25 protein-coding genes are annotated in these 22514 nt (G+C 66.8%); 20 read left to right on the top strand and 5 right to left on the bottom strand.

What is annotated here, in order from left to right:
* Positions 1-185 precede the first annotated feature (185 nt).
* From EH231_RS14065 to EH231_RS14055, 3 genes are all read left to right on the top strand, one after another.
* Positions 186-866, top strand: coding sequence for a DUF2189 domain-containing protein (locus EH231_RS14065; RefSeq protein ID WP_124712594.1), 681 nt, complete (start codon positions 186-188; stop codon positions 864-866).
* A 241-nt stretch (positions 867-1107) separates the two neighbouring features.
* Positions 1108-1533, top strand: a complete 426-nt coding sequence (locus EH231_RS14060; RefSeq protein ID WP_124712593.1) for a TM2 domain-containing protein — start codon at positions 1108-1110, stop codon at positions 1531-1533.
* An 83-nt stretch (positions 1534-1616) separates the two neighbouring features.
* Positions 1617-2771 (top strand): cystathionine gamma-synthase, encoded by a 1155-nt coding sequence (locus EH231_RS14055; protein WP_090427827.1) that lies wholly within the window; start codon positions 1617-1619, stop codon positions 2769-2771.
* A 12-nt stretch (positions 2772-2783) separates the two neighbouring features.
* On the opposite strand, the gene EH231_RS14050 is transcribed toward EH231_RS14055, so the two are convergent.
* The 3 genes from EH231_RS14050 to EH231_RS14040 form a co-directional block, all read right to left on the bottom strand.
* Complete coding sequence (locus tag EH231_RS14050) at positions 2784-3455, bottom strand: GOLPH3/VPS74 family protein (RefSeq protein WP_124712592.1); 672 nt, start codon at positions 3453-3455, stop codon at positions 2784-2786.
* A gap of 36 nt (positions 3456-3491) precedes the next feature.
* Positions 3492-3986, bottom strand: coding sequence for a transcription elongation factor GreA (gene greA, locus EH231_RS14045; RefSeq protein WP_090427833.1), 495 nt, complete (start codon positions 3984-3986; stop codon positions 3492-3494).
* Between the two features lie 239 nt (positions 3987-4225).
* Positions 4226-4648, bottom strand: a complete 423-nt coding sequence (locus EH231_RS14040) for a DUF4307 domain-containing protein (RefSeq protein WP_090427836.1) — start codon at positions 4646-4648, stop codon at positions 4226-4228.
* Between the two features lie 111 nt (positions 4649-4759).
* Between EH231_RS14040 and mca the strand changes: the two genes are divergently transcribed.
* From mca to EH231_RS14020, 4 genes are read left to right on the top strand one after another with little or no spacing between them, the layout of a single operon-like run.
* Positions 4760-5626, top strand: a complete 867-nt coding sequence (gene mca / locus EH231_RS14035) for a mycothiol conjugate amidase Mca (protein WP_124712591.1) — start codon at positions 4760-4762, stop codon at positions 5624-5626.
* Complete coding sequence (locus EH231_RS14030; RefSeq protein ID WP_090427842.1) at positions 5623-5910, top strand: hypothetical protein; 288 nt, start codon at positions 5623-5625, stop codon at positions 5908-5910. Before mca ends, EH231_RS14030 begins: the two co-directional genes overlap by 4 nt.
* Positions 5891-7900: a thioredoxin domain-containing protein gene (locus tag EH231_RS14025; RefSeq protein WP_241177972.1), complete on the top strand. Its 2010-nt coding sequence runs from the start codon at positions 5891-5893 to the stop codon at positions 7898-7900. Before EH231_RS14030 ends, EH231_RS14025 begins: the two co-directional genes overlap by 20 nt.
* A gap of 10 nt (positions 7901-7910) precedes the next feature.
* Positions 7911-8285: a nuclear transport factor 2 family protein gene (locus tag EH231_RS14020; RefSeq protein WP_044521572.1), complete on the top strand. Its 375-nt coding sequence runs from the start codon at positions 7911-7913 to the stop codon at positions 8283-8285.
* Between the two features lie 46 nt (positions 8286-8331).
* Here the strand turns inward: EH231_RS14020 and trhA are convergent, their stop codons facing one another.
* Complete coding sequence (gene trhA, locus EH231_RS14015; protein WP_090427847.1) at positions 8332-9075, bottom strand: PAQR family membrane homeostasis protein TrhA; 744 nt, start codon at positions 9073-9075, stop codon at positions 8332-8334.
* A gap of 56 nt (positions 9076-9131) precedes the next feature.
* Between trhA and EH231_RS14010 the strand changes: the two genes are divergently transcribed.
* The 6 genes from EH231_RS14010 (at position 9132) to EH231_RS13985 (ending at position 14606) form a co-directional block, all read left to right on the top strand.
* The gene (locus tag EH231_RS14010) at positions 9132-9923 is read left to right on the top strand and encodes a (2Z,6E)-farnesyl diphosphate synthase (RefSeq protein ID WP_090427850.1); all 792 of its coding nucleotides are present in this window, start codon (positions 9132-9134) and stop codon (positions 9921-9923) included.
* Between the two features lie 15 nt (positions 9924-9938).
* The gene (locus tag EH231_RS14005; RefSeq protein WP_090427853.1) at positions 9939-11312 is read left to right on the top strand and encodes a hypothetical protein; all 1374 of its coding nucleotides are present in this window, start codon (positions 9939-9941) and stop codon (positions 11310-11312) included.
* 134 nt (positions 11313-11446) lie between these two features.
* Complete coding sequence (locus EH231_RS14000) at positions 11447-11872, top strand: hypothetical protein (RefSeq protein WP_090428922.1); 426 nt, start codon at positions 11447-11449, stop codon at positions 11870-11872.
* A gap of 119 nt (positions 11873-11991) precedes the next feature.
* The gene (locus EH231_RS13995; RefSeq protein ID WP_090427856.1) at positions 11992-12405 is read left to right on the top strand and encodes a hypothetical protein; all 414 of its coding nucleotides are present in this window, start codon (positions 11992-11994) and stop codon (positions 12403-12405) included.
* A 67-nt stretch (positions 12406-12472) separates the two neighbouring features.
* Positions 12473-13045 carry a hypothetical protein gene (locus EH231_RS13990; protein WP_090427859.1) on the top strand — a complete coding sequence of 191 codons (573 nt, stop codon included), beginning with the start codon at positions 12473-12475 and terminating at the stop codon, positions 13043-13045.
* An 88-nt stretch (positions 13046-13133) separates the two neighbouring features.
* A complete protein-coding gene (locus tag EH231_RS13985) occupies positions 13134-14606 on the top strand; it encodes an NAD(P)/FAD-dependent oxidoreductase (protein WP_124712589.1) in 1473 nt (490 codons plus the stop codon).
* Here EH231_RS13985 and coaA read toward each other — a convergent pair.
* Complete coding sequence (coaA, locus tag EH231_RS13980; protein WP_090427864.1) at positions 14578-15516, bottom strand: type I pantothenate kinase; 939 nt, start codon at positions 15514-15516, stop codon at positions 14578-14580. The genes EH231_RS13985 and coaA overlap by 29 nt on opposite strands.
* Positions 15517-15546: 30 nt before the next feature.
* On the opposite strand from coaA, the gene EH231_RS13975 reads away from it, so the two are divergent.
* The 7 genes from EH231_RS13975 (at position 15547) to EH231_RS13945 (ending at position 22442) form a co-directional block, all read left to right on the top strand.
* The gene (locus EH231_RS13975) at positions 15547-16779 is read left to right on the top strand and encodes a DUF885 domain-containing protein (protein WP_090427867.1); all 1233 of its coding nucleotides are present in this window, start codon (positions 15547-15549) and stop codon (positions 16777-16779) included.
* A 220-nt stretch (positions 16780-16999) separates the two neighbouring features.
* The gene (locus tag EH231_RS13970) at positions 17000-17407 is read left to right on the top strand and encodes a hypothetical protein (RefSeq protein ID WP_124712588.1); all 408 of its coding nucleotides are present in this window, start codon (positions 17000-17002) and stop codon (positions 17405-17407) included.
* Between the two features lie 239 nt (positions 17408-17646).
* Positions 17647-18006, top strand: a complete 360-nt coding sequence (locus EH231_RS13965) for a hypothetical protein (RefSeq protein ID WP_090427873.1) — start codon at positions 17647-17649, stop codon at positions 18004-18006.
* Between the two features lie 43 nt (positions 18007-18049).
* On the top strand, positions 18050-18559 hold the full coding sequence (locus tag EH231_RS13960; RefSeq protein WP_090427875.1) for a hypothetical protein: 510 nt from the start codon (positions 18050-18052) through the stop codon (positions 18557-18559).
* A gap of 10 nt (positions 18560-18569) precedes the next feature.
* A complete protein-coding gene (locus EH231_RS13955; protein ID WP_090427878.1) occupies positions 18570-20033 on the top strand; it encodes a glycine hydroxymethyltransferase in 1464 nt (487 codons plus the stop codon).
* A 67-nt stretch (positions 20034-20100) separates the two neighbouring features.
* Positions 20101-20928 carry an acyl-ACP desaturase gene (locus EH231_RS13950; RefSeq protein WP_090427881.1) on the top strand — a complete coding sequence of 276 codons (828 nt, stop codon included), beginning with the start codon at positions 20101-20103 and terminating at the stop codon, positions 20926-20928.
* Positions 20929-21128: 200 nt separating this feature from the next.
* On the top strand, positions 21129-22442 hold the full coding sequence (locus tag EH231_RS13945) for an RNA 5'-3' helicase PhoH2 (protein ID WP_090427883.1): 1314 nt from the start codon (positions 21129-21131) through the stop codon (positions 22440-22442).
* Positions 22443-22514: the final 72 nt, after the last annotated feature.

The raw sequence follows: 22514 nt of genomic DNA, 5'->3' as shown, positions 1-22514 counted from the left end.
AGGAGAGCTTTCGACGTGACCGATCAACCGCCCCCGCCCGGGAGCCGCCCGGACATCAGGCCCCGGGCTACCCGCCCGCCGGTGGCCCCGGCTTCGGCGTCTCGCCCTACAACATCGGTGACGCGTTCTCATGGGCGTGGAACAAGTTCCTCAAGCATCCGGTCGAGCTGATCGTCCCGGGTCTGGTGTTCGGGGCGGCGTCAACCGCCGTCTGGGTTGTCATCACGCTGATCGCAGCCGCGGTGTCGCCCGAGGCCACCGGTACCTACGAGACCTATGAAGATGGCTTCAGTTTCGCGGCCTCGTCGAACAATCTCTCCGTGGCGGGCGCCATCGTGATGTTCGTCGGGGGGATCGTGATGCTGATCCTCACCGGGTGGATCGCCGCGGCCTACACCGCGGGTCTGCTCGACATCGCCAATGGGCAGCCCGTGTCGATCGGATCGTTCTTCAAGCCGCGCAATGTCACCAACGTGATCCTTGCGACGGTGATCGTCGGTGCGATCACGTTCGCGGTCAACTTCGTGCTGCAGCTCCCGACGGTCTTCGTGCCCGGGCTCTGGTTCCTGACCATGCCGCTGGCCTTCATCGCCGATGTGGCCATCGGTGTGCTGTTCCTGTTCACGACGGTCGCCGCAGTGGACCGCAATCTCAAGGCAGTCGACGCGGTCAAGGCGAGCTTCGAACTCGTGAAGCCCAACTTCGGCACGGTGCTGCTCACTGTGCTCGTGATGCTCGCCATCGCGATCGTCGGCGCGATCCCGTGCGGGCTCGGCCTGATCGTGGCGATCCCGCTGATCCTCCTGATCCAGGTGTACGCCTGGCGTCGGCTCAGTGGCGGCCCGGTGGCAGCGCTGTCGCAGTAACAGAACCGAACTCAACGCCCACGGCGCACAGGGCAGAAACGCCTGCGCCGTGGGCGTTGTGGTCGTGACATCATGTGAGCTAGCCTGCCGATCCCATCCGCTCGGTGTATTCGAGAAAGTCGTGGCCCCAATGTCTATGCCAAATCAGCCCGGAGATATGTACGGGATGCCTCCGCAGGGCGTACCTCCCCAGGGTGTTCCTCCGCAGGGCACGCCGCCGCAGGGTGTACCTCCGCAAGGCATGCCGCCGCAAGGGGTTCCGCCGTACGGCGGGTATGCGCCCCAGGGTCCGCCGGCCGGGTATCCGCCGCAGGGCCCGCCGCCGGGGTACCCGGGGCAGCCGCAGCCTTACGGTGCCTATCCCGTCGACCCGTCGGCGCCATACGGTCGTGACCCGCTCACCGGTGAGCCGCTGTCCGACAAATCGGCCATCACCGCCGGCCTCCTGCAGTTCTTCCTGGGCGGTTTGGGCGTCGGGCGCTTCTACATCGGTTCCACCAACATCGGTGCGATCCAGTTGGGGCTGACCATCCTCGGCATCGTCACGTCGTGGCTGATCGTCGGAATCTTCATCTGTCTCGGCGTCGGAATCTGGGCCCTGGTGGATTCGGTGATGATGTTCACCCGATCGATTCCCGACCAGTACGGCCGGAAGCTGCGCAGCTGAACCGTCGGAGCGTCAACCGCTCGCGTGAGTTCGAGGTGGTGGGCCGGGCGCGCTCGAGCCCACCCCGATAGGCTCGACGCGTTATGAGTGAACAGCGCAGGTGGCACGGTCTGGCCACAAAAGCCATCCACGCCGGTTACCGACCCGACCCGGGCACCGGAGCCGTCAACACCCCGATCTACGCGAGTTCGACCTTCGCCCAGGACGGCGTCGGCGGCCTGCGGGGCGGATTCGAGTACGCCCGCACCGGCAACCCGACGCGACAGGCCCTGGAGGCGGCATTGGCCGCGGTCGAGGAAGCCGCCTACGGGCGTGCGTTCAGCTCGGGCATGGCCGCCACCGACTGTGCGCTGCGCGCGGTGTTGCGGCCCGGCGATCATGTGGTGATCCCCGACGACGCCTACGGCGGCACGTTCCGGCTCATCGACAAGGTGTTCTCGCAGTGGGGCATCACCCACACCCCCGTTCCGCTGAGCGACCTCGACGCGGTGCGGTCGGCGCTGACCCCGCGCACCCGGCTGATCTGGGTGGAGACACCGACCAACCCTCTGCTGAGCGTTGCCGACATCCCCGCGATCGTGCAGATCGCCTCGTCCTCGGGCGTCAAAGTGTTGGTGGACAACACGTTTGCCTCCCCGGCGCTGCAGCAGCCGCTGCTGCTGGGTGCCGACATCGTGTTGCACTCGACCACCAAGTACATCGGTGGACACTCCGATGTGGTGGGCGGCGCCCTGCTGACCAACGACGAGGAACTGGACGCGGCATTCGCGTTCCTGCAGAACGGCGCCGGTGCGGTGCCGGGACCGTTCGACGCGTACCTGACCATGCGTGGACTCAAGACGCTGGTGCTGCGGATGCGTCAGCACAGCGAAAACGCCGCGCTGATCGCCGAATTCCTCGACGGGCACCCAGCGGTCGAGACCGTGCTGTATCCCGGTCTGGTCAGCCACCCCAACCACGATGTGGCGGCCCGGCAGATGTCCGGTTTCGGCGGCATGGTGAGCCTGCAGCTGCGCGGCGGACCTCGTGCCGCACGTGAACTGTGCTCGCGTACTGAGCTTTTCATTCTCGCCGAATCGCTCGGCGGGGTGGAGTCGTTGATCGAGTACCCGGGCGCCATGACCCACGCGTCGACCGCGGGTTCGCAGCTCGAGGTGCCCGACAACCTGGTGCGACTGTCGGTGGGCATCGAGCATGCCGCCGATCTGCTGGCCGATCTGGAGCAGGCCCTGTCCTAGGGCACGTGGCGGCTAGGCCATCAGGGCCGGACGCAATGCCGACGTCGTCACCGCCAGATTCATCTCCGGCAGTGACGACGCGGTCTCGTCCACCCAAATGCCCGTGGCGATTTCGGTCGACCGGGCATGCACCCAGCGCCAGCCCCGGTCGTTGAGGCTCAGGACCGCGCCCAGGCCGTCCACCGCGTGCAGCAGGCAGATGATCGCGGCGATCGCCGGTACCGGGTTGTGGCCGTCGAACAACGCGGCAAGCAGGGCCGCACGGGTCTGGCTCACCCGATCCCGGTTGGTCAGTGGCCAGCAGTAGACCGCCCTGCCCGGAAAGCCCTTGCCGGGCATGCGGACTCGGCGGATCTGCCCGAGGCGCTCGAGATGCAGTTCCAGCGTGGTCTGGGTGTGCCTGCTCAGCTTGGCCAGCGCGGTATCGGCCGCGAGCGGCCGGCGTTGGAGTAGTTCGAACGCGGGGTCACCGACCGGATCGACGGGCCAGTCGCCGGCGAGCGCGATCAGCCGACCGGCCTCGATCGGTTCGCCGGCCATGGCAGGACGGATCCGGCACGCGTATGCCAGATCCAGCAACACCGCGGCGCTGAGGACTTTCTCCCTGCGGTTACGGTCGAGCCCGGGCTGCGCGGCCGCGTTGTCCAGCAACAGCAAGAACAGGTCTTCGGCGATTTGCGCCATTTCCCCGACTGTAGTGCTTCGACCCGGGCCGTCCCGTCAGGCGTGGTAAGGCTCGGCGCTGACCAGGGTGACCTTGACGGTGTTGCCGTTGGGCACGGTGTAGGTGCGCGACTCGCCGACCTTGGCGTCGATCAGTGCACTGCCCAGCGGTGAGTTGGGGGAGTACACCTCGAGCTTGCCGTCGCTGATGCCCTCCTGGCGGGTGGCGATCAGGAACGTCTCGGTGTCGCTCTTGTCGTCGTCGTAGTAGACCTTGACGACCGAACCGGGCAGCGCGACACCGGACTGCTTGGGTGCCTCACCGACCTTGGCGTTGTTGAGCAGCTCCTGCAGCTGGCGGATGCGGGCCTCCTGCTGGCCCTGCTCCTCGCGGGCGGCGTGATAGCCACCGTTCTCGCGCAGATCGCCCTCTTCGCGACGGTCGTTGATCTCGGCGGCGATCACCGGCCGGTTGGCGATCAGCTGATCCAGCTCCGCCTTCAACCGGTCGAATGCTTCCTGAGTGAGCCAGGTGACCTGTGTGTCGGTCATGTTCTCGCGCTCCTGTCTGTCTTGCTCTTGTGGCGCTGTTGCGCCGTCCTCGCGTACGAAGTCCGTTGTTTCCGGCCGGGGACTGGCTGCGTGTATTGCCGCGGGCGTCAGCACCTAATCGCGTGCTAATGCAGCAATACACGGCCCCAGCGAGGAACCGTGTATCGCACAATCGTACCACCGAGCGGCCAACGAATCTTCATGTAATGGCTGTTCGTCGTTTGTTGCGGGCGGCAAAATCAGGGCGCTACCAGGTAAGACGGCACGTCCGTCCCGCAACCGTAGACATCGCCGATCACGGGGGGTCGGCTGGATTTCACTTCCGTCGTCACCTGTACCACCGTCTGATCGGACGGACCGACCAGGACTTCCCGCCGGCCGGTCTCGCTGCCGTCGATCGAGCGGGCCCGAACGATGCACACCACAGGCTTCGACGGGTCGGGGCGGGTCACCCCGATCGTCACCGACACGGTCTGGTTGTCGACCAGTTCGTAGGCCGAGAGCTCGCCCTTCACCTCGCCGGTGCCCAACCGCTGGAAGGCCACGATCGCGAGGATCACACCCGCCGCCACCACCAGTCCGACCAGCGCGAACGTGATCCATCGCCGGGTCCGGCGGGATATCTGGCGGGATCCGTAGCGGGCGGCGGGGCGTTCGATCATCAGAACTGGAACTATAGGGCCAGGCAAATACGTCACCGGACCCCAGGGAGCGGGCCGAGGACTTGGGTACAGGGATTAGGTAAGAGGACGCCGTAGTTAGATGAAAGCGAAATGAGTGAACTGCGGTTGATGGCGGTGCATGCCCACCCGGACGACGAGTCCAGCAAGGGGGCGGCAACCACCGCGCGCTATGCGGCTGAAGGTGTGCGCGTCATGGTCGTGACGCTCACCGGTGGTGAGCGCGGCGACATTCTCAATCCGGCGATGGATCTCCCCGAGGTGCACGGCCGGATCACCGAGGTGCGCCGCGACGAGATGGCCAAGGCGGCCGAGATCCTCGGCGTCGAGCATCACTGGCTGGGATTCGTCGACTCGGGTCTGCCCGAGGGCGACCCGCTGCCCCCGCTGCCGGATGGCTGTTTCGCGCGTGTGCCGCTCGCCGAGCCGGTCAGCCGCCTGGTCCGGGTGATCCGGGAGTTCCAGCCTCATGTGCTGACCACCTACGACGAGAACGGTGGCTACCCGCATCCCGATCACATCCGCTGCCACGAGGTGTCGGTGGCGGCCTACGAGGCGGCCGCCGACTACCGGCTGTACCCCGAGGCGGGCACGCCGTGGAGCGTGTCGAAGCTCTACTACAACCACGGCTTCCTGCGGCAGCGCATGCAGCTGTTGCAGGACGAGTTTGCCAAGAATGGCCGGCAGGGCCCCTTCGGCAAATGGCTTGAGCACTGGGACCCCGATCACGACATATTCGCCAACCGGGTCACCACCCGTGTTGAATGCTCGGAGTACTTCAGCCAGCGCGACGATGCGCTGCGCGCACATGCGACCCAGATCGACCCGAAAGGCGATTTCTTCCACGCGCCGATCGAGTGGCAGCAGCGACTCTGGCCGACGGAGGAGTTCGAGTTGGCACGGTCGCGTGTGCCGGTGAACCTGCCGGAAGACGATTTGTTCACCGGGATTGAGAAATGATCGACACTTTGACCGCAGTGATCACACTGCTCGCCGACGAGCCTCGAAACACCGGGCCGGAGTTCGGTAAGGCGACCCCGCTCGGCCTGCTCATCACGGTGGCGTTGCTGATCGGAACCTTCGCGCTGGTCTGGTCGATGAACCGGCACCTGCGCAAGCTGCCCGAGTCCTTCGACCGGGAACACCCCGAGCCCGATCAGGCGGCCGATGAAGGCACCGTCGAGGGGGACCCCGATCGCGCCGATGACCACCGGGGTCAGACACGTGAGCAGGGTGGCGGCTAACACGCTCGGCGGGTCCACCAGCCCGTACCTCCGCCAGCACGCCGACAATCCGGTGCACTGGCGAGAGTGGACGCCCGAGGCGCTCGCGGAAGCCGCCTCGCGGGACGTCCCCATTCTGCTGTCCATCGGCTACGCGGCATGTCATTGGTGCCATGTGATGGCGCATGAGTCGTTCGAAGACGCCGACGTGGCCGCCGTGCTCAACGACGGATTCGTCTGCATCAAGGTCGACCGCGAGGAGCGTCCGGACCTGGACGCGGTGTACATGAATGCCACCGTGGCGCTGACCGGGCAGGGCGGCTGGCCGATGACCTGCTTCCTGACTCCCGAGGGCCGGCCGTTCTTCTGCGGCACGTACTACCCGAAGCTCGGGTTCCTGCAACTGTTGGACGCAGTCGCCGAAACCTGGCGGGACCGGCGCGACGAGGTCGAGCGGGCCTCGGATCAGATCGCGACCGAGCTGCGTTCGATGTCCGCGGGGCTGCCCGGCGGCGGGGCGCCGGTGGGGCCGGAACTGTGCGACCACGCGGTGGCCGCGGTGCTGCACGACGAGGACGAGACCTACGGAGGCTTCGGCGGCGCGCCCAAGTTCCCGCCCTCGGCGTTGTTGGAAGGGCTGCTGCGCCACCATGAACGCACCGGATCCGCCCCGGCGCGCACGGCTGTGGAGCGCACCTGTTCGGCGATGGCCCGCGGCGGCATCTACGACCAGTTGGCCGGGGGATTCGCCCGCTACAGCGTCGACCCGCACTGGGTGGTACCGCACTTCGAGAAGATGCTGTACGACAACGCGCTGCTGCTCCGGGCATATGCCCACCTGGCGCGTCGAACCGGAGATCCGTTGGCACGCAAGGTGACTGAGGAGACCGCCGCGTTCATCGTGTCCGACCTGGGTGCCGGCGGAATGTTCACCTCGTCGCTGGACGCCGACGCCGGTGGGCGCGAAGGCTTGACCTACGTGTGGACGCCGGCCGATCTGCGCGCGGTACTGGGCGATGACGACGGGGCTTGGGCGGCTTCGCTTTTCGGGGTGACCGAGGCCGGCACATTCGATCACGGTGCCTCGGTGCTGCAACTGCACCGCGATCCCGACGACGAAGCCCGCTTCGAATCGGTGCGGGCGGCGTTGTCCGCGGCCCGCGCGCTGCGACCCCAGCCCGCGCGCGACGACAAGGTGGTGACCGCGTGGAACGGCCTGGCCATCACCGCGCTGGCCGAAGCCTCGGTGGCGCTGGAGCGGCCCGAATTCCTTTCCGCGGCACTCGAATGCGCGCGCCGGCTGCTGGATCTGCACATGGTGGACGGCCGGCTGCGCCGCGCCAGTCTGGGCGGCCAGGTCGGGGCGAGCGCGGCGATCCTCGAGGATCATGCGGCGCTGGCCACCGCATTGCTGACGCTCTACCAGCTCACCGGATTCGGATTGCCCGAGGCGGTTCGCCTGGTGGACCTCGCGCTCGAACATTTTGCCGACCCGGATCAGCCCGGGCGCTGGTTCGACACCGCCGATGACGCCGAGAAGCTCATGGTGCGTCCCGCCGACCCGATTGACGGTGCGACGCCGTCGGGTGCCTCCCTGATCGCCGAGGCGCTGCAGCTCGCGGGGTACCTGACGGGGTCCTCGCGCTACGTGGATGCGGCACAGGCGACGCTGTCGTCGGCCTCGCCGATCCTCGCGCGCGCGGCCCGCTCCGGCGGGCACTGGCTCGCGGTCGCCGAGGCGCAGGTCCGCGGTCCGATCCAGATCGCAGTCGCGGGCGATCCGGCGTCACCGCTGTTGGCCGCCGCGCGCCGGCTGGCGCCGGGTGGGGCGCTGGTGGTCGGCGGTGAAGTCGACTCCTCGGAACTGCTCACCGGGCGCGATCGCGTGGACGGCACCGATGCCGCCTATGTCTGTCGCGGCACGGTGTGCGACCTGCCCGTCACGACGGTCGGAGAGCTTGCTGTCTCGCTGGGTGGTGAACCGCCAGACGGCAGAAGTGGCGCCGTGTAGCCTCGCGGCCATGAGCCACGATGCCGCCGCCCTGGAGTCCTTCGTCAAGCGCTATCTCGACACCGTTGCGGGTGGGTCCGCGGCCGAGGTCGCCGCGCTGTACGCCGACGACGCGACGCTGGAGGATCCGGTGGGCAGCGGCGAGGTACACATCGGGCGCCAGGCGATCGAGGGCTTCTACAAGAACCTGACCGCCGCGGGCGGCGAGATCACCACCGAGTTGCTCAAGTTCCGCCCCGGCGGACACGAGGCGGCCTTCCTGTTCGCGATCGTCGTCGGTGGGGCCATGCGCATCGAACCCATGGAGGTGATGACGTTCGACGCCGAGGGCAAGATCACCGCGATGAAGGCCTACTGGACGGCGGCCGACATCACCCAGCTGTAGACACGTGTGAGGCCCCGCGTCGCTTCGGCGGTGCGGGGCTTTTGTGTCAGAAGACGGCGAACCACATTGCGATGTAGTGGCAGATCGCCGCTACCGCGGTGCAGGCGTGGAAGAACTCGTGATGACCGAACGTGGTCGGCCAGGGATTGGGCCATTTGAGCGCGTAGAGCACGCCGCCGATGCTGTAGAGCGCGCCACCGACGATCAACAGCACCACCGCGGCCACACCCGCGCCGTGCATGATCGGTCCGATGAACCAGGCCGCGACCCAACCCAGCAGGATGTAGAGCGGGACGCCGAGCCAGCGTGGTGCCGACGGCCAGAACATCTTGAGCAGCACGCCCGCGATCGCCCCACCCCAGACGATCCAGAACAGCACCATGCCTTTGGATTCGGGCAGGGCAAGCAGTGCGAACGGGGTATAGCTGCCGGCGATGAAGATGAAGATCATCGAATGATCGAGGCGTTTCATCCATTTGCGAGCGTTGGGTGACTTCCACGTCACCCGGTGGTAGGTGCCGCTGACGGCGAACATCGCCACGATCGTGAACGTGTAGAGCAGCGTGGCCAGCCCGGCCCGGGTGGATTCCAGCGACCACGACACCGACACCAGGGCCGCACCGGCGATGAATGCGATCACCGCCGAATACACGTGGATCCAGCCCCGTGCGCGCGGCCTGCCCAGGAACTGGGCGACGCCCTCGGCAACCGCCTCGGGCAGATCTTCCGCGGGCCGGTTCAGCGCGGCCGCTGAGCGGTAGGGCTTGGTGCTACCCGTCGGCGCAGTCATGTCACCTCCATTGAGAACCGTGGTGTACCCCGACGCTCACAGTAGTCTGGACTCTCGTGGACATCATTCCCCCGCGGCTCAAAGAACCGGCCTATCGGCTCTACGAGATGCGGTTGCGTCAGGAATTGGCGCAGTCCAGATCAGAACTGCCCCGCCATATCGCGGTGCTGTGCGACGGCAACCGCCGCTGGGCGCGTGACGCGGGTTACGACGACGTCAGCATCGGCTACCGGATGGGTGCCGCCAAGATCGCCGAGATGCTGCGCTGGTGTCAGGCCGCGGGCATAGAGATGACGACGGTCTATCTGTTGTCGACGGAGAACCTGCAACGCGACCCCGAAGAGCTGTCGGCCCTGCTCGAGATCATCACCGACGTGGTCGAGGAGATCTGCGCCCCGTCGAACACCTGGACCGTGCGCACCGTCGGTGACCTTGAGTTGTTGGGGGAGGAGCCGGCCCGCAGGCTGCGGGAGGCCGTCGAGTCGACCAACGGCAGGGGCGGGAAGTTCCATGTGAATGTCGCCGTCGCCTACGGCGGACGTCAGGAGATCGTCGACGCCGTGCGCTCGCTGTTGTCGAAGGAACTGGCCAACGGAGCCACTGCCGAACAACTCGTCGAAGCCGTCACCGTCGACGGGATCTCGGAGAACCTCTATACCTCAGGCCAACCCGACCCGGACCTCGTCATCCGCACCTCGGGTGAGCAACGGCTCAGCGGATTCCTATTGTGGCAGAGCGCATATTCGGAGATGTGGTTCACCGAGGCGTACTGGCCCGCCTTCCGCCGCGTCGACTTCCTGCGCGCACTGCGCGATTACACGGCCCGGCATCGCAGATTCGGCAAGTAGTGCCAAACTGAACCTATGGCTGCGCTGTCGGCAGTGGTCTTCACGCTCAGCTGGTGGCTGGGTCTCTACCTGCTCGCCCGCGACCCGCGTAAGCCCGTCCTCGCCCTCGCGGCGATCGGGCTGACCAGTTTCGCGGTGGTCGTCGCGCTCGACGCGGTCCGGCTCGTCACCGGCTCGGAAGTGCTCAGCCGCATCGAGATCTATCTGGTGGCGGTACCTGGTATCGCCTGGTTCGCGGTCATGGTCGAACTTGCCCGGCCGGCCGACACCTTCCGGTCCCGCGCGGGTGAGATCGCCGCGATCTTCGCCGTCGCGGTTCTGGCCTTGGCCGGAGCGGGACTCGCGGGCAGCGTCGACGGTCCGCTGCGGACCGGTCACTGGGTGATGTTCGCGGTGATCTCGCTGTCCTCGCTCGGGGCCATGATCAAGGCCGTGGTCGGCGGCGCCAAACCCGGGTCGGTGGTGGGTTTCATCATCGTCGCGACGCTGTTCTTCGCGCTGGGCAACGCGATCCTGGTGATCCCGCTCGGACTGGTACCCAGCTGGTTGGCCCTGGCCTCCACCGGATTCGACGTCGCGCTGCTCGGTGTCGCGGTCGCGATCTGGGACGCCTTCGACGAGGGCCAGGCGCTGCGCGCGGACATGCGCCGCTCGATCATCGGCACGCTGGTGATCGCGGTCCCGTTCGCCGCGCAGGCCCTGATCGGCATGACCGTTCTCGACGCCGGGACCGGCCGTACCGTCATGACGATCCTGCTGTTCACCAGCCTGGCGGTCGCGGTCGCCGTCGAAGTGCTTGCCGATCCACTGGCCGGGTTGTTCGACCGACTGGCCTTCTCCCGGTCCCCGGACCTGCGGGCCGACCGTGAGGCACTGCGCCAGACCGAGGCCGCGCTGCCGCTGCGATCGGATCACCCCCTGGGCGGCATCGACGACGACGCCTTCACGCGGCTCACCCGGCGCGCCCTCGGCCACTACGGCGACCTGTCCAAACTGGTGGCCAGCCCGTTGACGGCACTACCGACGATCGATGCCCGGCTGGCCGAGCGCGGGGCGCCGGACCAGCCGCTGGAACGCGCGAACGAACTCAAGGCGCTGCTGGCCGACCGCATCGCCGCTCTCAAGCCCCGTGACAGCGGCGACTTCGGCACCACCGAGCAGTGGCGCCACTACAACTCGCTGTACTTCCCCTACGTCGTCGGGGTCCGCGCCTACGCGCAGAACGCCACCGCCGCCGGACTGGATCCCGTTGCCCGGCAGGCCTGGCAGTGGTTCGTCACCGAGGTGCCGCAACGCTCGCTGCACAACTGGCAGAACGCCGCGGCGCGGGTGATCGCCGCGGACCTGCGCGGTGACCTGGCGCCGGTGGCCGGCTCGGCCGGCCGATAGGTTCGCGCCGCCGAAAATACCCCTGACCAGGGCTTGGCAGTCCTTGGCAGTGTTTGGCGTCGATCTGGCAGCACCTCATGAGCAAGGTCGGAGGTGTTCCACCCATCGACACCCTCATCGCCGAGGAGCCCGACATGACCGCCACCCTGCACCAGCCACTGGCCGACCCCACAGCCGGACCGGCCGTGGGAGATTCCCTGCTGCGGTTCGCCCTGCGCGCCGATGCCACCGTGTGCGCCGGCGTCGGACTGCTGGTGGCCATGGCCGCCGATCAGCTGGCCCGCATCGCGGGCGTGTCCGCCACCGCCGGGTGGTTCGTCGGCGCCGCTCTGGTCGGCTATGGCGCCCTGCTGTACGTCCTGGCCGCGGCCTCGCACGTACGGCGGGTGGGCGTCGTCGTCCTCGCCGGCAACCTGGTCTTCGCGGTCGCGACGGTCGTCGCCATCGTGACCGGCTGGTTGCCGTTGACCGGGACCGGCGTCGAGTTGGTCCTCGGATTCGTCAGCGCCACCGTCGTATTGGCCTGGCTGCAATACCGCGGAGTGCGCCGTCTGGCGTGACTCCTTCCCGAGCCGGTGCGGGGTGCCGCCGGAAGAGGTTACGGCGAGTATCCCCGCACCGTGCTCCATCGCACCAAGTCGATGCACGACAAGAAATCACACCGGAGAGAAGGAGAATCATGACCGCCATCACCGCCACCGGAGCCGCGGGCACCAGGAAGTCAGCGGACTCGCTGCTGCGCCTGGCCATGCGGCTCGACGCAGTCCTCGTCGGCATCAGCGGGATCGCGCTGCTGGCCGCAGCCGGGTGGTTCGCCGATCTCACGGGTCTGCCGAAATCCGTCGAGTACGGCGTCGGCATCTTCTCGGTCGTCTACGGCATCGCGGTGTTCGCCCTCGCCGGGATCGAGCGGGTGCGTCCCGCAGGCATCGGCACCGTGATCGCCAACGCCGCCTGCACGGTGATCGCACTGGCCGCCGCCTTCACCATGACACTGACCACCGCGGGCGTGGTCTTCGTCATCGCCACCGGCATCTACACGCTGGCGATGGCCGAACTGCAGTACGTCGGGGTCAAGCGGATCCCGGCCTGACCGACCTGCGATCGCCCAGAGCCATTGCGGTTCTGGGCGATCTGCGTGCCTGGCGGATAATCGTCGAGTGGAACTGCGCTGGACACCAGAGCACACCGAGCGGTTGCGGGCAGTACGGGTCGGCTGGGACGGAACCGAGGTGGGCGCGCCGTGTTTTCCGCCGGACTGGGAGACCGAACCCGGCGACCTCGATCTGCTGCGCATCGCCACCGGGTTCGGCGCCTGTGCCGCAGGCGAATACCCCTACGAGCGTCCGCCGGCCGACCATGAGTACTCGTTCTTCGTGGAGAGGCTGCCGGAGTCCGGCCCGTTCGGCCTCACCGATCAGCACCGCACCCTGCTGGCAAACATGAGCTGGGAACTGTCCGATCCCTATTTGGACGAGGAGGTGCCCGGCTGCGATCCGAAGCGGCCGTACGGCGACTTCACCTTCTATCAGCTGGAGATGGCGCTGCACCTGGGGCTGATCCCGCCGAAGAAGCCCGAGGGGGAGGATCCGATGACCCCCGAACTGGTCACCGAGATGACCGAACTGCACCAGCGCATGCAGCCGGCGCTGCAGGTGTTCCTGCACCATTTCGTGATCGCCGACGGAAGGCGATTCGTAGGCAATGAGTGGGGCGGCTGGGAACGCGCCTGAGCGACGCCCGATTCGGGTAGCCGACTACTCACGACCATCACGAGCCGGCGTCGCAGACTGACCTCAGGGGGCGTCACTGGAGGCTGCGATGACCACAACAGCTGCGGACAGCTGCGATGTCTGTATTGTCGGCGCCGGTCTGTGCGGCATGAACGCCCTGTTCGTGGCGAGCAGATATCTCAGACCGGACCAGAAGGTCATCCTGATCGACCGTCGGCCGCGCGTCGGTGGCATGTGGGTGGACACCTACCCGTATGTGCGGCTGCACCAGCCCCACCCGATGTTCACCGCCGGCGACATCAAGTGGACGCTGGGCCGCGAACCGTCGTACCTGGCCACCAAACCCGAGGTGCTCGACCACTTCGCGCACTGCCTGCAGCAGATCAAACAGCGGGTGCGCGTCGAGGAACGGTTCGGCTGGGAGTTCGAGACGGCGGACGCTGTCGGTGGTGCCGTACAGATCGCCTGCCGCGACGCCGACGGGCAACCGCACACCATCCGGGCCGACCGGTTGATCAAGGCCTACGGAGTGCGCGTGACGCCGAACGACGCCTTGGCGCTGTCCAGCGATCTGGTGAGGTCGGTGTCACCCGACACCTGTGATGTGCGCTCCGGCGAGATCTCCGACAGCGACACCCCGGTGTGGGTGATCGGCAGCGGCAAGACCGCCATGGACACCGTGCACGCTCTGATCACAACGTATCCAGGTCGTGAGGTGAACATGGTGGCCGGATCGGGGACCTTCTTCTCCAGCCGGGATCGGCTGTTCCCCACCGGTGCCCAGCGCTGGTGGGGTGGGGTCGAATTGACCAAGATGGCCATCGAGATGACGCGGCGCTTCGACGGCACCAACGAGAACGAAGTTGCGTCGTGGTTCCGGTCCGTCTACGGCACCTGCCCGACGCCGCGAGCCACCAACTTCATGGCCGGCGTGCTGTCCGAAGCGGAGAACGCCACCATCGCCGCGGGTCTGAACGAGGTGGTGATGGACCACTTGGTGGATGTCGTCGACAACCGTGGCTCCGTCGATCTGGTTTTGCGCAGCGGGGATTCGAAACCGGTCACAACTGGCAGCTGGATCGTGAACTGCACCGGCTACCTCATCACCGATGAGCATCCGTATGAGCCGTACCTGTCCGGCGCCGGATCGATTCTATCGATCCAAATCCGTTCCGCGACTTTGCATCTGACGTCATACGCGGCCTACTTCGCGACGCATCTGATGTTCCTCGGAAAGCTGAACACCGTGCCGCTCTACCAACTCGACCTGGAGGACCTGTCGAGAAAGTGCAAGACGGCGTTGCCGTACGCGATGTTCGCGCTGGCCCAATACAACCTGAGCCTGCTGTCGGATACGTTGCCGGTCAAAGTGTTCCGTGAATGCGGCCTGGACTTCAACCGCTGGTATCCGAAACCGCGCCAGTTGGCAGCCACCGCCCGGTTCATCGCGACTCACCACCGCGACCGCGAGCACCTGCGTCGCGCACTGGACACGGTGGGGGAGCGCTTCGATGTCCGCTGCGGACCGTTGATCACAACTTCCGCAGTCGCAGCCGGTTGATCGAATGGTCGGAATCCTTGCGCAGGACCAGGGTGGCCCGCGGCCGGGTCGGCAGGATGTTCTCGATCAGGTTGGGCCGGTTGATGGAATGCCAGATGTCGCGCGCGGCGAACACGGCCTGCTCATCGGTCAGCGTCGAGTAGTGGTGGAAGTGAGAGGCCGGATCGGCGAACGCCGTCGAGCGCATCGTCAGGAACCGGGAGATGTACCACTGCTCGATGTCTTCGATGCGCGCATCGACGTACACCGAGAAGTCGAACAGATCCGAGACCATCAGTGCCGGGCCGGTCTGCAGGACGTTGAGCCCTTCCAGGATCAGGATGTCCGGATGCCGTACCACCTGCTTCTCACCCGGCACGATGTCGTAGAGCAGGTGTGAGTACACCGGCGCACAGACTTCGTCGGCACCCGATTTCACCGCGGTGACGAACCGCATCAGCCCGCGCCGGTCGTAGCTCTCCGGGAACCCCTTGCGGTGCATGAGGTTCCGGCGGTGCAGCTCCTTGTTGGGGTAGAGAAATCCGTCGGTGGTCACCAGGTCGACCCGGGGGTGATGGCCCCAGCGGGCCAACAGGGCCTGCAGCACACGGGCGGTGGTGGATTTCCCGACCGCCACACTGCCCGCGACGCCGATGACAAACGGCACCGGCCGGTCCGGATTCTGCTGCGGCTCACCGAGGAACTCCGCCGTCGCGGCGAACAGACGCTGCCGGGCGGCCACCTGAAGGTGGATCAACCGCGCCAGGGGCAGATAGACCTCTTCGACCTCGAGGATGTCGAGTTTCTCGCCCATACCCCGCAGGCGCAGCAGCTCATCCTCGGTGAGTTTCAGCGGTGTCGACATGCGCAGTGCACGCCATTGACTTCGGTCGAACTCCACATAGGGGCTCGGCTCGCTCGGCCGCGGCATTCGGTCAGTCTTACATCTACGGTTGTGGGCATGGGAAACGGGATGGACTTGGGAATCGGCTCGGGGACGGACTCAGCCGATTTCGTCCGCGAGTACCTGCTGCTCGGACTGCGGTTCGATCGTGTCGAGGACGGCTACGTCGACTCCTTCACCGGTGACCCGCAGCTGCGTCGCGCGGTCGAGAACGAGCCCGCGCCCGACCCGGCCGAGCTGGCCCGCCAGGCAGATCGGTTACTGGCCCAGATCCCCGACGACCTCGACCACGACCGGGCCGAATACATCGCCGCGCACCTGCGTGCGCTCAACTGCGCGGGCCGAAAATTCGCCGGTGAGCAGGTCGGTTTCGTCGACGAGGTGCAGGCCTATTTCGACGTGCGGATCAGCAAGGGCGACCCCGAGCGCTACCGCCAGGCCCACGCGAAACTCGACGATGCACTGGGCGGCACCGGCCCGCTGGCCGAGCGAATTCAGGCCCACCGCACCGGAGACGAGATCCCACCGGCCCGGCTGGAGGAGTGCATCCACGCGTTCTCCTCGGCCCTGCGCGACAAGGTGCGCGCCGCGTACCCGCTGCCCGAGACCGAGACCATCACCTACGAGGTGGTCACCGACAAACCGTGGTCGGGGTTCAACTACTACCTGGGCGACTACAAGTCGACCGTCGCGGTCAACGCCGACCTCAAACAACAGATGGCCAACCTGCCCCGGCTGGTGGCCCACGAGTCCTACCCGGGCCATCACACAGAGCACTGCCGCAAAGAGGCCGGCCTGGTGGCCCGCGACGGCGAACTGGAACAGACGATCTTCCTCGTCAACACCCCGCAGTGCCTGATGGCCGAGGGCCTGGCCGACCTGGCGTTGCATGCCATCGTCGGGCCGGGATGGGGCGCATGGGCCGCCGACATCTACGCCGACTTGGGGCTGCGGTTCGACGGGGAGCGCGCCGAGGCGATCTCCGAGGCGGTGGCCGGGCTGGCCGACGTGCGCCAGGACGCGGCGCTGATGCTGCACGACGAGCATCGCGACGTCGACGAGGTGGCGGAGTTCCTCAAGCGGTGGCTGCTGGTCGACGACAACCGGGCCAGGCAGTCGCTGCGGTTCCTGTCCTCGCCGCTGTGGCGGGCCTACACGAGCACCTACATCGAGGGTTACCGGTTGCTGCGAGCGTGGTTGGACGACCGGCCCGACGGTGTGACGCTGACCCAGCGCTTCGGTCGGTTGCTCGACGAGCCGCTGATTCCCTCGACGTTGCGGGGTTCCTGAGCCGGTGGATGGCCGGCTGTCGAAGCTGGGCAGCAAATCTCTCAATCCGGTTTCGACGGCGCCGCGATGGTGCGTCATGCGTTTGCCTTACGGCGTTCGATGTTGTGTCGGCAATCACGTATGACCTCGGTCCCAAGTGATTGAATCGCCTAGTTACCGATAAGTAACATTGTTGCCGAAGGGTCCGGTGGCAGTGCCGGGCCGGGCAAAGGAAATGGCCATGGCAGCAACAAGGGGAAGTCTGAACAGGATCAAGCGTGCGGCCGGCGTGGTCGTGGCGGCGGGTGCGATGGCGCTTGCCGGCATCCTCGGCTCTGGCGCGGTGGCCAACGCCGGACCCGTCACGAAGGTCGGTAGCGATCCGGTGGCGCCGGTCAGTCCTGGCGGTAAGAAAGCGCCCTTCACCAAGGTCGGTAGCGATCCGGTGACGTCCGCCATCTCTGGCATCTCCGGGGTCCCCGCCATCTCCGGCGCCGAGATCCCGCCCCTCGTCAGCCCGTGGCCCGGCGGTGCGTGGGCCGGCCACGACTGGAGCAAGGGATACCCCGGCGGCGGTTTCGCCAACGGCAAGGGCGGCGGCGCTGCCATCCACGGCAGGGCCGGCGGCGCCTGGAACCACCGGGACTGATCGGATAACCCGAGAAAGCTGGGCGGACTCAACGGGTCCGCCCAGCGTCGAACGATGTTTGCTGATGGGCGCTCTGACCTTCGGCGCTCCCGCCGGCCGGGTGCTTGTCCTGCCGTTCGACCCCTAAAGGGAAACGGCAGTTGAAACTGCAAATACTGACCTTGATTTGCGGTGCATCCCGTCGCGGGGTCCGCGCTGCCCAGCTGGTTGATCGGCTTCTTCGATGAAGCGTAAAATGTTTGCTGAACATCACGGCGATGCAACCGGGTGGCAGCAAGGGAGTCGACATGGCTGCAACGAGGACGAAATCGAACCGGGTCAAGTTGATGGCCGGCGTGATCGTGGTGGCGGGCTCGATGGGGCTGGCCGGACCTACGGCGGTGGCCAATGCCGATCCCGTCGTCGTTTTGAATGGCGAAACGGTGGATCCGCCAACACCCGGCCTCGTGATCCCGTGGCCCGGCGGCGCGTGGGCCGGCCATGACTGGAGCAAGGGGTGGCCGGGAGGCGCCTGGGCCGGTCACGACTGGAGCAAGGGGTGGCCGGGCGGCGGCTTTGCCAACGGAAAGGCTGGCGGCGCTTGGAACCACACCAAGTGATCTGCTGCTGATCCCGTCGGCATTGCGGGCTTAGGCTCGCACGATGTCGTCTCTGCGGCGAGACATCCCCACCATCGCCACCCCGATCAACCTTCTGCTGGTGCTCTGGATGGCGGTCGGCCGGGGCCTGTTCGTGCCGCTGGGCTGGATGACGGTGTTCGTCGTCCTGTGTTCGCCCGTGCTCGTGCTCGCGTTGGTGGCGACCACCAGGATGATGCGTCGGTTACCCGGGCCGGAACTCACCTCCGGGCAGGCCTGGTCACAGATCGTCGTGTGGTCGTCGATGTTCGGCTTCGGCCTGTTCGGCGCCGACGGAGGCGACAGTGGCACCAGCCCGTCGATCCTGATGAAGCTGCTCGGTGAGCGGCCATGGGCGGAAACCGTGAGCCTGCTGCTCTGGTGGGGCTGCGTTTTCGTCGGGCCCGCCGCGTGGTTCGTGCTGCTCTCCAAGCTCACCAAGGGCCTCGCGGTCGCGCCGCAACCTCAGCAGCCGTACCCCCACCCCGGCTATCCAGCCCCGGGCCCGATCAACGGCCACAACCGCCCCGACTAGGCTAAAAGGCATGGCAGCAGACTCGTCATCCACCTTGCCCGCGGCTTCCGGCGCTGATTACGCCGACACCTCAAGCGCCGCCTACCAGGCCGCGTTGCAGGTCATCGAATCCGTCGAGCCCCGGGTCGCGGCAGCCACCCGCAAAGAGCTTGCCGATCAACGTGATTCGCTCAAGCTGATCGCCAGTGAGAATTACGCCTCCCCGGCCGTGCTGCTCACCATGGGCACCTGGTTCTCCGACAAGTACGCCGAGGGCACCGTGGGGCACCGCTTCTACGCGGGCTGCCAGAACGTCGACACTGTCGAGGCCCTGGCCGCAGAGCACGCCCGTGAGCTGTTCGGCGCCCCCTACGCCTACGTCCAGCCGCACTCCGGCATCGACGCCAATCTCGTTGCCTACTGGGCCATCCTGGCCACCAAGGTGGAGGCACCGGGCCTGGCCGAACTGGGCGCCAAGCACGTCAACGACCTGTCCGAGGCGGACTGGGAGACCCTGCGCAACAAGCTGGGCAACCAGCGTCTGCTCGGCATGTCCCTGGATGCCGGCGGGCACCTCACCCACGGCTTCCGGCCCAATATCTCGGGCAAGATGTTCCACCAGCACAGCTACGGGACCAATCCCGAGACGGGCTTCCTGGACTACGACGCGGTCGCCGCAGCGGCTCGCGAGTTCAAGCCGTTGGTGCTGGTCGCGGGCTACTCGGCCTACCCGCGCCGGGTGAACTTCGCCAAGATGCGCGAGATCGCCGACGAGGTCGGCGCCACCCTGATGGTCGACATGGCGCACTTCGCCGGGCTGGTCGCGGGCAAGGTGTTCACCGGTGACGAGAACCCGGTGCCGCACGCCCACGTCACCACGACCACCACCCACAAGTCGCTGCGCGGCCCGCGTGGCGGCATGGTGCTGGCCACCGAGGAGTTCGCGCCGGCCGTGGACAAGGGTTGCCCGATGGTGCTCGGCGGTCCGCTGAGCCACGTGATGGCGGCCAAGGCCGTCGCGCTCGCCGAGGCGCGTCAACCGTCGTTCCAGACCTACGCCCAGCAGGTCGCCGACAACGCCCAGGCGTTGGCCGACGGCTTCGTCAAGCGGGACGCGGGCCTGGTCACCGGCGGCACCGACAACCACCTGGTGCTGCTCGACGTGCGGTCGTTCGGTCTGACCGGCCGCCAGGCCGAGTCCGCTCTGCTGGACGCGGGCGTCGTCACCAACCGCAACGCGATCCCGGCCGACCCCAACGGCGCCTGGTACACCAGCGGCATCCGGCTGGGCACCCCGGCGCTGACGAGCCGCGGATTCGGCGCCGACGACTTCGACCGGGTGGCCGAGCTGATCGTCGACGTGCTGTCCAACACGCAGCCCGAGGGCACTTCCAAAGCCAAGTACAAGTTGGCCGACGGAACCGCCGAGCGCGTGCACGCGGCTTCGGCCGAGCTGCTCGACGCCAACCCGTTGTACCCGGGTCTCACTCTCTGAGCTGGAGTGCCGCGACACACAGGGGCCTGAGTTTCGGAAACCTGTAAACCCGGGTTACAGTTACCGCATGGCACAGAAACCTGTCGCTAATGCGCTGACCTTGGAGCTTGAGCCCGTTGTCGAGGCGGAGCTGCGTCGCCACCTGGATACCGAGGATCTCTGGTACGCGCACGATTACGTGCCGTTCGACCAGGGCGAGAACTTCGCCTTCCTCGGTGGCCAGGACTGGGATCCGTCGCAGGTAACCCTGCCCAAGACGATCACGGACGCCCTGGAGATCCTGCTGATCACCAAGGACAACCTGTCCGGATACCACCGCGAGCTCGTCGAGCATTTCATCCTCGAGGACAAGTGGGGCCGCTTCCTGGGCCGCTGGACCGCCGAGGAGCACCTGCACGCCGTCGCACTGCGCAACTACCTCGTCGTCACCCGCGAGATCGACCCGACGGCCAATGAGGACGTGCGCGTCGAGCACGTGATGAAGGGCTACCGCGCCGACAGCTACAGCCAGATCGAGACGCTGGTGTTCATGACGTTCTTCGAGCGTGCGCACGCGGTGTTCACCCGCAACCTCGAGGCGCAGATCGCCGAGCCGGTGTTGAAGTCTCTGGTCGGCCGCATCGTCCTCGACGAGGAGCGGCACGAGGAGTTCTTCGCCAACCTGGTGTCACACCTGCTGGGCACCCACCGCGACGAGACCGTGGCGGCCATCGCGGCCCGGGCCCGCGAGCTGGACGTGATCGGCGCGGACATCGACGCCTACCAGGACAAGGTCGCCGTCGTGGCCGAGGCCGGCATCTTCGGCAAGGCCGATCTGGCGAAGGTCATCTCCGACCGGATCAGCGCCTGGGGGCTGGCCGACGAGCCCGCACTCCAGGAGTTCATCAACACGTAACGCGCCGGGCGTCATTCACGCGGCGCGCCAGCCAGCAACCCCGCCGAGGCGGGAGTAGCGTCAAATCCGATGGCTAGCGACATGCTCTGCTGTCCGGACGGTACCGATCGGTTAGATCACGAGAGGACCGGCTCCGGTCCTGGTGCCGCAGTGTCCACCGAGCAACTCGTGTGGGGCCGCGCGGGTTCTAGGAGCGCCACGTGACTGATACTCCTGTCCGTACCTATGTGCTCGACACATCCGTGTTGCTGTCCGATCCATGGGCATGCACGCGGTTCGCCGAGCATGAAGTGGTGGTCCCGCTGGTCGTGATCAGCGAGCTGGAGGCCAAACGGCATCACCACGAGCTGGGCTGGTTCGCTCGGCAGGCGCTACGGATGTTCGATGATCTGCGGCTTGAGCACGGACGGCTGGATCAGCCGATTCCTGTTGGCGCAGAAGGCGGCACGCTGCAGGTCGAGTTGAATCACATCGACCAGTCGGTGTTGCCAACGGGCTTCCGCACCGAGACCAACGACACCCGGATCCTCGCGTGTGCGGCCAATCTCGCTGCGGAGGGTAAGCATGTCACGCTGGTGAGCAAGGACATCCCGCTGCGCGTCAAAGCCGGCGCGGTGGGCCTGGCTGCCGACGAGTACCACGCGCAGGACGTCGTGGTGTCCGGCTGGACCGGGATGACCGAATTCGACGTGGCGCCAGAGGATATCGACACGCTGTTCGCCGACGGCGAGATCGACCTGACCGAAGCTCGGGATCTGCCCTGCCACACCGGAATTCGGTTGCTGGGTGGCAGTTCGTCGGCTCTCGGAAGGGTCAACGCCGAGAAGCGGGTGCAGCTGGTGCGCGGTGATCGCGAAGTGTTCGGCCTCCGGGGAAGGTCAGCCGAACAGCGCGTCGCCCTCGATCTGCTGCTCGACGAATCCGTCGGCATCGTCTCGCTCGGCGGCAAGGCCGGCACCGGCAAATCCGCGCTCGCTCTGTGCGCGGGCCTGGAAGCCGTGCTGGAACGGCGAACTCAGCGCAAGGTCGTGGTGTTCCGTCCGCTGTATGCGGTCGGCGGACAGGATCTCGGCTACCTGCCGGGCAGTGAGAGCGAGAAGATGGGTCCGTGGGCCCAGGCCGTCTTCGACACCCTCGAAGGGTTGGCCAGCCCGGCGGTACTGGAAGAGGTACTCGCCCGCGGAATGCTGGAAGTGCTTCCACTGACCCATATTCGGGGCCGGTCCCTGCACGACTCGTTCGTCATCGTCGATGAGGCGCAGTCGCTGGAACGCAATGTGTTGCTGACCGTGCTGTCACGGCTCGGCGCGGGTTCGCGGGTGGTGCTGACCCACGACGTGGCCCAGCGCGACAACCTGCGGGTGGGCCGCCACGACGGCGTCGCGGCGGTGATCGAGAAGCTCAAGGGCCACCCCTTGTTCGCCCACATCACGCTGCAGCGCAGTGAGCGTTCGCCGATCGCGGCGCTCGTCACCGAGATGCTGGAGGAGTTCAGCCCCGGCGCGCTGCCCTGAGTCCGAGTGATTTGTGCACCTCCCGTAACGGCAGGCGTTACGGGAGGTGCACAAATCGCCAGCCGGTAGGCT

Origin of the sequence: Mycolicibacterium nivoides, assembly GCF_003855255.1 — a bacterium.
In the GTDB taxonomy this organism is placed as follows: Bacteria; Actinomycetota; Actinomycetes; order Mycobacteriales; family Mycobacteriaceae; genus Mycobacterium; species Mycobacterium nivoides.
Note: the sequence above shows the minus strand (reverse complement) of the source record. Positions and strands in the feature narration are given on the sequence as shown.